This is a genomic window from Sphingomonadaceae bacterium OTU29LAMAA1 (assembly GCA_024072375.1).
Classification (GTDB): Bacteria; Pseudomonadota; Alphaproteobacteria; order Sphingomonadales; family Sphingomonadaceae; genus Sphingomonas.
On the sequence record CP099617.1, the window covers coordinates 1,604,634 to 1,617,289 of the forward strand.

Sequence of the window (12,656 nt, forward strand, 5' to 3'; positions counted from 1 at the left end):
GCCGGAGGTCGGGCTGTTCCGTGCGAGGACGGACCGGCTTCCGGACTTACGACCGTCAGGCTCCGAGCGCATCCACCAGGTCTCGAAGCGTGTCATCTGACCGGTGCCGGCGCACGGGGCGCCGCTCGGTGAGGATGGCGCGGGCGCTGTCCACCATGATCAGCCAGGCTCCTGCGAGCAGCGCGACGTCCTTCAGCACCAGCCGCCCGGCCCCGGACAGGTACGGAAATCCGTGCTGAGCATCTCCCATGGCGCCGACCCAGGCCTCGGGCGTCGTCACGAGGAAGGACAGCGTGACGAACGGGGTGGCGAAGGCCAGTGCCGCCCCGACGATCCCGACCCTGCGGGACACGAGGCCTGCCAGGGTCAGCCCGCCGATAACCAGCTCGAGCGTGCCGAGTCCGGTCGAGAAGCCGTAGGTGTTGTTGGCGGTCTGCCAGACCCGCTCCGCGGGCTTGAGCTCGCCCTCGTGAGTCAGGTGCGCCTTGTACTCGGTCGGGTGCTCGTAGAAGAACGACATCACTGGGCTGTTGGCGACGAACGGGGTGATGCTGTCTGCCTCGTAGGGGACGAATTTCAAGGCGCCGATCCAGAGGAATATGACCGCGACCGCTATCTTCATGGCGCCGATGCCGATCCGGCCCGAACGCGGCGATGCAACGGCCGAAAGGCCTGCGTGAATGACCTGGTTCATGACTGAGGTTCCCTTCAGGCTGCCTTGAAGGCGTCGAGAGTGCGGGTCGAGAAGACGAGTGCCGCGCCTGCGTTGATCGAGGTGGCCACGCCGAGTGCCTCTGCAAGCTCCTCCTGCGTGACGCCGAGCTTCTTGGCCTCGGCGGCATGGACGGTGATACAGCCGTCGCAGCGCAGCGAGATCGCGACCGCCAGAGCGATCAGCTCGCGGGTCTTCGCGTCCAGGTGGCCCGTCTTGGCGCCGGCGCCACCCAGGGTGGCGTAGCCCTTCACCGTATCGGGGCTGAGCTTCGCGATCTCGCCCACTCCGGCGACGACCTGACCGCGGTAGGCGTTCCAGTCCAGCATCGACATCTTTACATCCCTTCGTTCAGTTGATGGACGTAATCTGGTCCCCGATACGCAGCAGGAGGATGGCCAGGCGGCGCAGCCGCATGGCCCCGCGGATCAAAGGACTGCGTGATGCCCGAAGAGATGTCGGAACTCCTCAGGGTCATGGTGCCGCTGCTGCGCGTGCGCCCCGTGATCGAGGACTTCTGCAGGTTCGGCGGCAGCTGGGCCGCCGAGCACGAGCCGTCCGGGAGCGGCTGGGCGCAGTTCCACATCGTCACCCGCGGCGCCTGCATCCTGGAAAGGCCGGGCCTTGGCGAACTGACGCTTGCCGCGGGCGACATCCTGCTGCTGCCGCATGGAGACAGCCACGTGGTCCGAAGTGCGGTCAGGGGCGTGCTGCGTCCGATCGCGGTCGACTACCGCAACGGCGTGCGCGCGAAGAGCACCTCCGGCCCCGGGGTCGAGACCGAGCTGCTCTGCGGCCGCCTCCAGTTCGAGGGCAGCGACGGCAATCCCCTGCTCGCGGTCCTTCCGGACGAGATCGTCATTCGTACAGCCGGCGAGCCGCTCATGGATCGGTTTCGCCGGCTGCTGACCGACATCCGGGACGAGCTGGACTCCGGTATGCCGGGGTCGGAGGTGATCGCAGCAGATTTCGCCCGCGCGCTGTTCGTGATGATGCTTCGCGATCATCTGGGCGCACACCACGGTGGCGACGGGACGCTGTCGCTGCTGCGCGAGCGCGGCACGGCTCGCGTGGTCCTCGCCATCCTCGGGGACCTCGCGCGCGAGTGGGCCCTCGACGAGATGGCCGACATAGCCGCGATGTCGCGCGCCACCCTGGTGCGCAGCTTCAGGCGTCTGGGCAGTGCCGCTCCGATGGCGTTCTTGGCCGACCTCAGGCTCGCTGTCGCGCGTCAGCGCCTCGCCGGCACGAACGACCCGATCGCGCGGATCGCCGCCGACGTCGGTTACGCCTCCGAAGGAGCTCTCAGCAGGGCGGTACTGCGCAGATACGGCGTCAGGCCGGGAGCGCTCCGCATCGGTGGCGAGGCGCTCTGAAGATGCGCATCACCCGCTCTCGGAAGTGATCCCCCGGGACACGAGCATGCGCCGTGCGGCCATGGGTCCCGACCACGCTTCGACTCACATCCTGATCATGGCCGGCAGCCGCCGTCCATCCGAGGAGAAGTACGATGGGCATGGGTTCGACGTTCATGGTCCTGGCGGCAGCGGGATGGAGCCTGGCGCTGGGTACGCCGATTTCGGCGGCCAGAGAACCGGCATCGTTCTTCGAGATCGAGCATGTCGTCGGAGAGGATGGCATCCGGGACGCGGAGCAGAAGCTCGTCGAGCGCATCGCCGGCCCGGGCGTGACGATCGGACAGGCCCGAGCGGCGCTCGAGCAGGCGGGCGCCTGGTACGTCCGCACCAGCAAGGCGGGCCGCGTCGAGTTCCTCTACTCCACTCCGGAGACCTTCGTCACTGTGACCTTGCTGAACGACGGTGCCGTCGTCACATCGGTGGAGGTTAAGCGCCAGACCCTCGGAGGATAAACTTGCCGACGAATCAAACGACTACTCGGTTTAAGCAAAGCCAGTATAGGAGCCGCGTGATTGACCTGATAGGATCAGGCCAAAGCACGAGGTGCCGCACAAAGTCGGACTCATAACGATAGAACCGACGGCCGACCTTCTATGCCACCTCCCAACTTGGCCGCCAGCTTAATAATAAAGACGCACCGGCCGTGGTTACTTTTATTTCATGACAAACGTCATGACCTTTTCCGGGAGAGATGTTTGAGATCCTGTATCCGCATCAATCGAGACCCTGTGCGATGCGGGCCTGCAGATCGGAGCCTAGACGGCGGAAACCGAGTAGACGCGCTGCCGCTCGAACGACATCGCCGTCGTCCCCGCCCGGATTGTCCTCGCGTACCGTTCTGACGGCGGCTCGGATCTCAAGCATCGAGATGGCGTCAGCCTTCGCCGTGGCGCCACTCTCCGCCGAGCGGTCGCGCACAGGCGGAGCTGCCGACTGCAGGCCGGTGAACCAGAAGTCCTCTCTGTCCGACTGCAGATCGCTATCTTCCCTCTTCGCCGCGACAAGCGCCTGACGTGCCGCTGCAAGCACCCGTCGTCCGGCGCTCTTCTTGCCGAAAGCCGAGGCGAGCCTTCGGGCAACCTCGTCGACATGCAACGGTCCCTCGACAGCTACTATCTCACGCACCAGTGGGACGAGGATACGGACGGGCGCTTCGTGCGGCTCCATATCCGAGCCGGCCTGCACCTGCGCTCGGACGTATGATGGCATGACGCGCGTGACGGCATCGAACAGGATAGGCCCCTGCTCGACCGGAGCATCTTCTGCCGGACGGCCGACGTTGGCACCTGCGATCCTCATCGCGCCTCCTTCCTGCCCCCGTGCAGTTTCGAGAGCGGCACGCAGACGTTCGATCTGTCTGTGGCGATCGTAGAACCAGTCCGTGCTCCAGATCCGGTGAAAGCGCCATCCGAGGTGTTCCAGGACGTCCTGACGCAGGCGATCCCGCTCGCGCGCCCACAGCGCCGAGTGATACGTTGCGCCATCGCACTCGACGGCGAGAAGGTAGCTGCCGGGCCGGTCGGGGTGACGCACGCCGATGTCGATGCGGAAGCCGGCCGAACCCACCTGGGGGTCGGCAAGGTATCCGAGGCTGCGAATGATCTCCGCGACGTCCTCTTCGAACGGCGTGTCGGGCGCCTCGCCGGTGGCTGTCGGCTGTTCCAGCCCGCCGGACTTAGCGTAGTCCAGGAAGCGCTTCAGGATACGCGGTCCGGGCTGGCTCGCGCGACTGACGTCGAGCTGGCCGGGATCGAACGAGGCGAACACCTCGCAGCGCAGCCGCGCCCTGGTGAAAAGCACGTTGAGCCGGCGTTCGCCCCCCTCGCCGTTAACGGGGCCGAAGCTGGCGCCCGACATGACGCCTCCGGGCTGCGTCGGGCCGTAGCCGACGCTGATGAGGATGACGTCGCGCTCGTCTCCCTGCACGTTCTCGATGTTCTTGACGAACAGGTCTTCGGAACGGCCTTCGCGGAGGAACGCGTCCAGCGAGGTATCCTCCCGCCGGGCGAGTTCGAGAAGTTCGTTGATCGTGTTCTTCTGGGCATGGCTGAAGGTGACGATACCGAGGGAGAGATCGGGCGTGGACCGGGCATGCTGAACGACGCGCGAGACGAGCGCCTGCCCTTCCAGGCGATTGTCGCGCCGGCCGCCCCGGTCGTAGGCCCCGTCGACCTGCGTGAAGATCAGGCCGTAGGCCGGATCCTTCTCCAGGGGGGAAGGCGGGAGCACGAGGCCCCCCTCGTAGAATTCTGCGTTGGACACCCTCATCAGGGACGGGTCACGCGAACGGTAGTGCCATTGCAGCATGCGGTTCGGCAGGCCTCGCGCCTCGCAAAGCGTCAGCACGCTTTCTGACGCGCCGAGTGCGGCGGCGTTACCGAGCAGATCCTCGATCGGCTCGTCCTCCTCGTCGAGGGAATCGCTTTCGCCTCCCCCGTCCGCGAGCAGCCTGTCGAAGAAAGACGAGGGCGGGAGCTGCTTCTTGTCTCCGACCACGACGATCTGGCGGGCTCGGGCGATGGCGCCGAGAGCATCCTCAGGCCGCACCTGGCTCGCCTCGTCGATCACCAGGAGGTCGAAGCTGACGACGCCGGGTGTCAGGAACTGCGCGACCGATATGGGACTCATCAGCAGCACAGGCTTGATGCGCTGGATGGCCGTCGGTGCGCTCAGGAAGAGCTTACGCAGCGAGATATGCTGCTGCTTCTTGCCGATCTCCCCGCGCAGCACCTTCATCTCTCCCTGCGCACCCTGAGGAAGCTGGCCGAGATGACCCGCCAGGATGTCGACCACGTTCTCCTTCAGCCTTGCCCGCTCGAGGCGCACGAAGTCGTCGACGAGGGCGTGACGGTCGAGGTTCGCTACGTCCTTGAGCGCCGGATTGGTGGCGAGCGCGGCGTTCCACAGAGCCTCCGCGCGAGCGAATCTAAGCTCGATGGCGGCAGCGCTGGCGTCGAGCTCGCCGGTTGCCAATCTGGCCGCAAGATCCGCGAGACCCGTGCGCTCCAGCGAGGCACGCGCCTGATGAAGAGCCGACCATTCCCCGTAACGGTGAATAGCGGACCCCATGTCGGTGAAGGTGGCCGCAATGCGTGCAAGATCAGCGTCGGCGTACCCGCCGCCAAGACGCCGACCATCTAGGCGCAGCGTACCGACGACGTCCCGGATACGCCTCTCCGCCTCTGGTGCCTCGGAGTCCAGACTGGCGGCGTCGGCAGCACGCGCGTCCGCCTCAGCGGCCAGGCCTATAAGTCGATCGTGGCCGACGGAAAGGACGTTGCGTGCGGCCTCGTCGCACCAGCGCGCCACGCGGGAAATCCGATCGAAATCGGTGCGCTCCCCCCGCCATGCCTCGCCAAGAGCGCTGGCGAGCCAGCCTTCGTCCTCGCTCCAAGAACGCCGAAGCCTCTGAATCTCGAGCAGGCGGTCCAGAACCGCCAGCCTCTCGTCGGCAGTCCTGGGCAGCGGATCGCGAAGGAGGCCGCCGATCGATCGGCCGGCAGCGCGGTAGGCGCCACCCCAGCGGGCGAAGAAAGACGCCGATCCGGCGACTAGCGGTGCCCGCAGCCCCGAGACGTCGGTTTCGAAGGCCGTTTCGAGGAAGGTGCCTTCCGCAGCGTCGCGCGCGGCGCGCCATGTGGCGCCGCCTTCAAGCCCCTCCCGCAGCCGTCCAGGATCCGCCACTGCGAAGAGCCGTCGCGCGAGCTCGGTGTCCCTCGGGTCGAACCCGGCGAGGCGGGTAAGCAGATCGCGGACCGGGACGACGGCTGACAGGGAGCGCGGGATGTCGAGCCCTGCTCGTGCCATGGGGCGGTCCAGAGCGGATCTGAGCCGCTGGGCGTCCGCCGCCGCCGCAGCGAGTTCGCTCCCGAGCCGGTTCACCGCGACCGGCTGCAGGTCGATCGTACCAACCCCGAAGAACGGGTGACCTTCCTCAGACCCGGCTGCCTCGATCAGTGCACCGTAGCGAGCCACGAGCTCGCAGGCGGCGGTCTCCTCCTCCCGCGTCATCGCGCCGACCGCTCCCCCGTCCAGCGTCGGCATCGGTGCACCCATGCCGAGGTAGCGCGCCTGACGGCCGAGTACGCTGAACGGGGTCTCTCCGCTTGCACCGATAGGGGCGTGCAATGCCTCCGACAGCGCGTTCAGCCGATCCCGCGCGCCGCGAAGCGCTTCGGGAGCCGGGGGTACGGAAGGGATCGCCTGACCGACCGAGAGCGTGCGGCCTAGTTCGCCCAGGACCGCCTTCTTGTTCGCCGTCTTCGAGTGGAGCTCCAGAGTGAGATCCCTCAGGCCGACCTTCACCAGCCTGTCGTGCACGACCGAAAGTGCCGCCATCTTCTCGGCGACGAACAGGACCGTCTTGCCCTCCTTGGCTGCGGCGGCGATGATGTTCGTGATGGTCTGGCTCTTGCCTGTGCCGGGCGGTCCCTGGACGACGAGATTGCGTCCAGCCCTCGCCTCCTCGATGACCTTGGCCTGGCTCGCATCCGCATCGACGACGTGGAAGAGCCGCTCGGGCGGCAGGACCACGTCGAGCCGGTCCTCCGGCCCGAATAGCGGCGGCTCATGCGGGAAGCCCTCGAACAGAAGGCCGCGCGTCAATTCGTGCGCCTCAAGCGCATGTTCCGGCCATGTCTCGATGGCGAGGTCGCGGTACATGAGGAGCTTGGAGAAGGAGAAGAACCCGAGCTGGATCGCGTCGCGATCGACCTTCCATCCACGACGTTCCGCGACGATGGTCTCGACCTGAGCGTGGTAGGCGCCGGGACGCCAGCCGTCGCCGTTATCGTCGAGATCAGGTAGTCGGATGCCGAAATCATCCTGCCACCGCTGCTGCAGCGGCAGGTTCGTCATCATGTCCTCGGGCCGGATCCTGAGGTCGTAGGTCGACCGGCGCTGATCGCGCACCAGTTCGACCGGAAGAAGCACAAGAGGCGCCTCGCGAGGTACGGCGGAATCCTTCTCCTCGAACCAGGTTGCAAAGCCGAGTGCGAGATAAAGGACATTGATGCCCTGCTCCTCTTCCGCGGTCTTCGCCTCGCGAGCGATCTTCAGCAGCTTCTTGGCGAGCGCGTCCGGCCCGAGCCGTGTCTCCAGCTGGTTGTCGACGTACCGTTCAGGACCGATCGCCTCTTCAGCTTCCTCTGCCAGAACCAGACCGTCCGCCTCGTGCCGGTCCCGTCCCAGGGCGCGGAACCGCATTGTCTTTCCGCTGCACAGAAGGGAGAACACGTCGTCGGATCGCTCGTTGACGACGTTGAGGACGTTGCCCTTGGTGTTAGATCGGTTGACGTGCACGAGGCGATTGCGGGTCCCCGTTTCCACCAGACGCTTGCGAGTGTCGTCGAAGAGGCGTTGAATCGAGCGATCGTGCGTCGGAGAAGGATCCGCTAGGCCAACGGTGGCAATTGGGTTATCGGTCATGAGGTCTTCGCGCTTGAGGGCAGTTGTATTTCTTTGACAATCCATGCCTTAGCGCATTTTCTCTACCGAAAGTTGAAGGCCACTGAAGCCGGCATCTGTGAAGAACGTGCTCGGAAGCCGATTGTGACGACGAGCGACGTGGTCGTCTTGAGGCGTGGCCAAGATGCTCTTCGAATGCGTCGTTATGCCAGCTCCCCAAAGGCTGCTTTGTAGCCAACCCTCGTCCTGATCGACCCAGATGCGGTCACCCACGGCTCGATCCGCGCTTCCTGAAACCGGACGTTTGTTCATCGGCTGGCGAAGAGTTCCACGGCATCCGTAGGCGCGAGCGGTCCGAAGAAGCGCGCTAGGTTGGTGTCACTGAGCTGCGCGAACGGCGCGCTACGCGCGAAGATGTCGCCTTCATAGGCGGCCTCCTTCCCGCCACGCGGATCGATCTTCCCCGCTAGACAGTGAGCGCGGCCATCGCCTTGGCGCACGGCCCGCGTTAAGGTGATGAGAGCGCCCGCGAAAACACGAAGACGACGCGGCCGATCGAGGGGGGAGACATGTTTCTCAAGAAGGTAACAGGCATCCGGAACGTTGGCCGCTTCAAGGCGGCACGTGTCGCCGGTGGCATGTACGAGCGGTTCACGCTGATCTACGGCGGCAACGGCCGCGGAAAATCGACTTTGTGCGCGATCCTGCGCTCTCTCCAGACAAACGACCCAACCCCCGTCATGCGACGCCGGACGTTTCAGGCGACCAGCGATCCCGAGATCGGGCTGCTGCTCGACAGCGGGCAGGTGCGCTTCGCCACCGGCGCTTGGTCCGCCGCCAACCCCGACTTGCACATCTTCGACCATCAGTTCGTCGCCGAGAACGTCCACGGCGGTGACCAGATCGATGTCGAACACCGACGCAACTTCTACCGGATCGTGGTCGGCCCTGCGGGTGTGGCGCTCGCCGAGGAGGTTGACCGTCTCGATCAGCTGGCGACCGCAAAGCAAGGCGAGCTCGCGACGGCGAAAAAGGTGCTGGAGCAGCACCTACCGAGCGGTGTCCGGCTTGATCCCTTCCTCAAGATCGCTGCCGACCCAGCCAACTCCGACAAGATCGCGGATGCGGAACGGCGGCTGAGAGCGGTCAACGACGCCGGCGTGATCGCATCCCGCAAGCTGCTCAGCCTTCCGCCGCTTCCGGTTCTGCCCGAGGGCTTCGTTGACCTCCTCGGCAAGACTGCCGAAGGCGTGGCGGCCGACGCTGCGGCGCAGGTCCAGGCGCAACTCGCGCGGCACCATTTCGACGAGCATGGTGAGGCCTGGCTCAGCCAAGGCCTTGATCATGCGGCCGACGGCACCTGCCCGTTTTGCGAGGCGCCACTTGCTGGCAACGGCCTGATCGATGCCTATCGGGGGTTCTTCAGCAAAGCCTACGCCGACCATAGGAAGGCGGTTGCCGACATGAGCCGCGCCCTCAACCACGCGCTGTCCGGGACGGCGGCGTTGCGGGCCGAACAGGGCTTCACGACGGCCGCTGCCGACGCGCAATTCTGGCTCGACTATAGCGATCACGGTTACGCGCCGCCCGCCGCAGCGGAACGGATCGTCGCCGAGGTGGAAGCCTTGTTCGTTGCCGCAAAGGCGCTGTTGGCAGAGAAGAACAATGCGCTGCTGGAGACAGTGGAAACTTCCACCGCCTTCATCACCGCGGCCGCCAATTGGTCGGCGACGTCTGCCGAGCTCGCGAGCGCCTCTGCACGCATCGATGACGCCAACGGACTGATTCAGGCGGTGAAGAATGGCAGCGCGGCCGGTGACAAGGCCGACATCGAAGCAGAGCTGGCGGCGGCACGTGCCGTCGAGAAGCGGCATTCAGAGCCGGTCGTGACGCTCGCCGCAGAGTATCTCCAGCTCACCGCCGACAAGCAGACGCTGGTCGACGCGAAGGACGACAAGAAGAAAGCGCTGGACGCCTACGACGCCTCGATATTTGGCGCCTACGAAGCCGACATCAATTCATATCTGACGAGCTTCGGTGCTGGGTTCCGGCTTGCCGACTGTAAGAAGAGCTATGTCGGCAAGGCGCCGCAGTCCATCTTCTGCCTGCGGTTCGACAACAGCGACATTGACGTGACGAAGGCGAGCGCCGACGAGCCTGGGTTCGACACGACGATGAGCGCTGGCGACAAGAACACCTTCGCCTTCGCGTTCTTCCTGGCGCAGCTGAAGCGCGACGCGGACCTCACCCGCAAGCTCGTCATCTTCGACGATCCCTTCACCAGCCTAGACGATTTTCGCCGCGCGATGACGGCGAAGGAGATCGTCCGTAGCGGCGGCCGGGCCGCGCAGACGCTGGTGCTGAGTCACGACAAGTTCTTCCTGGACACGGTGCATGGTCTGATCCGCGACGCGCAATGCGTAACCATGCAGATTTCGAGCACGGCGACGGGATCGTCGATTGAGCCCTGGGACCTCGAGCGGGAGGTCAAGGAAGGATATCTGCTGGACCATATGCGGCTGCAGGAGTTCGCCGACGGCCGCTCCGGCGAGGCTCGCGAGATGCGAACGGTCATGCGGCCCTTGCTCGAACAGTATATCCGCTACCGCTTCCCCAACCAGATCCTCGAGGGCAAATGGCTGGGCGATATGCTCGCGATCATCCGCGCCGATCCGCAGCATCCGATGACGCCGCACTATGCCGAGCTCGACGACATAAACGCCTACACGGCGCCGTTCCATCACGATCCAAACGCGCCCTACGTCGAGGACGAGGTTCGCAGTTATGTCTCCAGGACGGTGGCGATCGTCGGTGGCTGCTGACCAGTGACATCGCGCGATACTTGCTATCGGTATGGCCGGCGCGTTCCGACGCTCGAAGCTGGCCGCGATGACTAGCGATCGGGTCAGAAAGGACAGTCCCGGGCACAGTCTGCGGGCGGGATTCCTGATCCAGGCAGGCTGGCAGAACGCCAACCTGTTCGAGATGCGCGAGCATAGCCGCCACGCTTCGCTCGAAAAAGTCGGCGAGTGTGCGTGCGACCACGAGCAGTTTCATAAGTATGCGGCCAAAGGCTTTCTGTGAGCGGCGACGTGAGGGCGGCCGGCGCGCATGGCGCGTGGCGGCCGATCGCCGAGCTGCCGGTCGAGCTGAAGGACGGCCGTTACGTGCTGCTGTGGGTGCGCGCCCGCCCGCTGGTCGCCTTCTGGGCAAACTACGAGAACGGCGGCGATTGGTCGACCGACGACGGGCTCCGCCCGATGCCTTCCATGTTCGCCGAGCTCGTGCATCCGCGCGGGTCTGGGCCGATCCATGACACCTAGCAGGACGAATGATGCCGCCCTCTCCTCCCTTGTCAGCGAAGACCTTGACCGGCATCGATCATGATCGAGCCGATCGGAAAACGGACCCGACCCGGGTTCGTACGCCACGGGCGGCCGCGCACAGCGACTCGTCGGTCTCGCTATGACGCTCGACGGATTTCTCACGGTCCTCGCGCTCGCGGCGGCGATCTATGCCGTTCTGTCCCCCGTTCAGCGGCAGCGCGTGTCACTGACCTGGCGACCTCAGCTGTTGCTAGCTCTGCCCGTGCTGGTGCTGATCCTCGGGTTCGAGCTCTACGACTGGTCGCCCCCGGCGTGCCCGGTCGTGCTTGGCGATATCTGCTCCGTCTTAATCCTCGGCGGCGCGGAAACGGAAGTGGCGCGCAAGTTCGCCTTCCTGCTCGCCTTTGCGTGGCTGTTCGGGGCGGTGACCATTCAAGCTGTCGTCAAACCCACCCTGTCGAGCGTGCCGGCGTTCACGGAGGTCGCGACCGCGCTGATTGACGAGGAACAATATGGCGACGCGTTGAAGCTGGTGGAGCCGCAGATCGGCCTTCTGGCGCGCGCCAGCCGACGGAAGTGTTTCCGGCAAAGGATGCGCGATTGGCTCGAGGAGTTCGGGCCGACGCCGGAGCACTCGTTCCGGCGCTATCTGCGCCGGTCGGGCCCACGCCGCCACAGCGGCGAGAACTGGCCTGATTGGGCGGCAGTGCCGGTGCGGTGGCTGGCGCGCTTCGTTCCGGCCGGGCGCCGGGGCGAACGTGCCGCCGGTGACCTTTTTCAGCTGTTGATGAGCTCGCCCCAGCTGTTCGACTATATTGTGTCTCGCAGACCATACTTCGCACTCGGCTTGGTCCGCGAGCAGGTCTATGGCGGCGCTGACTTTCTCGAGCGTTTCCTTGGCGAGCTGATGCGTCGGCCGGGCAGTGCTCTCTATCAAGAGGTCGCCACCAACGACCATTCCGACGGGTTGGTCGGCTACCATCTTCCTGCCCGCAATCGTATCCTCCACTTCCTGTTCGCCGATGCCAAGGTCGCTGAGGAGTTGTCGGCGTGGCAGGGCGTGGGCGACTATCTGAAGCGCCTGCTCAGCGGAGACGAGCGGCCCGATTATTGGGTTTGGCTCAATGGCCGGCCCGATTGGTTCGAGCGGGATCAGATGCGCGACCCGACCTACGTCGGCATGTTCTTCTTCGACATCATGGTCAGTTCGGCCGCCAAGCAAGGTGTCGGCTACCACATGTGGCTCTACTACTTCACCTCCTTCGGCGAGATGCTCGAGCGCGGCTACGATTCGAGCGCTGCCGGCATAGACCGGACTGCCGAGTTCCCGAGCCGCGCCGCCCGCCTGCTCTACGAGCTGGTGAGCCACCTGACTGCTTGGGTCGGCATGCTGCGGCACCTTCCCGAAGGTGCAGTGCACCGCGGAGTCCCCGACCGACCAGATTACCCGGCCACCATACCCTTCGCTGCGGCCCAGGCGCTGGGACGCGTGCTCGCGGTAGCGGTCATGTCGCAGAAGGTGGACGACGGGGTGATCCAAACGCTCCACGATGTCGCGATCCGGACGATCAAGGAATTGCACCCCGACGAGGGGGATCGGTCGGCTCTCCGCGCTTACTTGATCAACGCCCTGCTGAGCGGCGGTGGGCGAAAGAGCGACCCAGGCTACCTCACGCGGCTCGCAAAGCTTCTCGATCGGAATGACGACCTGATAGAGTATGAGATCCCCGACTATGTGGCGGCGCTCAACTCGCGGATCGAAGGGACGGATCGATGAAGGAGACGGAGATCAGG

At 65.3% G+C, this 12,656-nt stretch carries 8 protein-coding genes and 1 pseudogene; 6 read left to right on the forward strand and 3 right to left on the reverse strand.

From position 1 onward, the window contains the following. Positions 1 to 55: 55 nt before the first annotated feature. Complete coding sequence (gene rclC, locus NF699_08000; protein USU06588.1) at positions 56 to 694, reverse strand: reactive chlorine resistance membrane protein RclC; 639 nt, start codon at positions 692 to 694, stop codon at positions 56 to 58. A gap of 14 nt (positions 695 to 708) precedes the next feature. Beyond that, positions 709 to 1,041, reverse strand: a complete 333-nt coding sequence (locus tag NF699_08005) for a carboxymuconolactone decarboxylase family protein (protein ID USU07032.1) — start codon at positions 1,039 to 1,041, stop codon at positions 709 to 711. Between the two features lie 114 nt (positions 1,042 to 1,155). Here NF699_08005 and NF699_08010 point away from each other — a divergent pair, with 114 nt between their 5' ends. Next, the gene (locus tag NF699_08010) at positions 1,156 to 2,088 is read left to right on the forward strand and encodes an AraC family transcriptional regulator (GenBank protein ID USU06589.1); all 933 of its coding nucleotides are present in this window, start codon (positions 1,156 to 1,158) and stop codon (positions 2,086 to 2,088) included. 134 nt (positions 2,089 to 2,222) lie between these two features. Then, complete coding sequence (locus NF699_08015) at positions 2,223 to 2,582, forward strand: hypothetical protein (protein USU06590.1); 360 nt, start codon at positions 2,223 to 2,225, stop codon at positions 2,580 to 2,582. Between the two features lie 262 nt (positions 2,583 to 2,844). Here NF699_08015 and NF699_08020 read toward each other — a convergent pair whose 3' ends face one another. Beyond that, complete coding sequence (locus tag NF699_08020) at positions 2,845 to 7,557, reverse strand: DUF3320 domain-containing protein (GenBank protein USU06591.1); 4,713 nt, start codon at positions 7,555 to 7,557, stop codon at positions 2,845 to 2,847. A 548-nt stretch (positions 7,558 to 8,105) separates the two neighbouring features. Between NF699_08020 and NF699_08025 the strand changes: the two genes are divergently transcribed. The 4 genes and pseudogenes from NF699_08025 to NF699_08040 all read left to right on the forward strand — a co-directional run bounded on the left by NF699_08025 (position 8,106) and on the right by NF699_08040 (position 12,639). Continuing rightward, positions 8,106 to 10,358: an AAA family ATPase gene (locus NF699_08025; protein ID USU06592.1), complete on the forward strand. Its 2,253-nt coding sequence runs from the start codon at positions 8,106 to 8,108 to the stop codon at positions 10,356 to 10,358. A 100-nt stretch (positions 10,359 to 10,458) separates the two neighbouring features. Beyond that, a pseudogene (locus NF699_08030) lies at positions 10,459 to 10,620 on the forward strand (DNA recombinase). Continuing rightward, positions 10,617 to 10,859 carry a hypothetical protein gene (locus NF699_08035; GenBank protein USU06593.1) on the forward strand — a complete coding sequence of 81 codons (243 nt, stop codon included), beginning with the start codon at positions 10,617 to 10,619 and terminating at the stop codon, positions 10,857 to 10,859. The pseudogene NF699_08030 and the gene NF699_08035 overlap by 4 nt, the downstream one beginning before the upstream one ends. 142 nt (positions 10,860 to 11,001) lie before the next feature. Beyond that, on the forward strand, positions 11,002 to 12,639 hold the full coding sequence (locus NF699_08040) for a hypothetical protein (GenBank protein USU06594.1): 1,638 nt from the start codon (positions 11,002 to 11,004) through the stop codon (positions 12,637 to 12,639). Positions 12,640 to 12,656: the final 17 nt, after the last annotated feature.

Bases quoted from the DNA above. Each gene is read 5' to 3' on its own strand.
- rclC (USU06588.1), bottom strand. From the start codon at position 694: ATGAACCAGGTCATTCACGCAGGCCTTTCGGCCGTTGCATCGCCGCGT.
- NF699_08005 (USU07032.1), bottom strand. From the start codon at position 1,041: ATGCTGGACTGGAACGCCTACCGCGGTCAGGTCGTCGCCGGAGTGGGC.
- NF699_08010 (USU06589.1), top strand. From the start codon at position 1,156: ATGCCCGAAGAGATGTCGGAACTCCTCAGGGTCATGGTGCCGCTGCTG.
- NF699_08015 (USU06590.1), top strand. From the start codon at position 2,223: ATGGGCATGGGTTCGACGTTCATGGTCCTGGCGGCAGCGGGATGGAGC.
- NF699_08020 (USU06591.1), bottom strand. From the start codon at position 7,557: ATGACCGATAACCCAATTGCCACCGTTGGCCTAGCGGATCCTTCTCCG.
- NF699_08025 (USU06592.1), top strand. From the start codon at position 8,106: ATGTTTCTCAAGAAGGTAACAGGCATCCGGAACGTTGGCCGCTTCAAG.
- NF699_08040 (USU06594.1), top strand. From the start codon at position 11,002: ATGACGCTCGACGGATTTCTCACGGTCCTCGCGCTCGCGGCGGCGATC.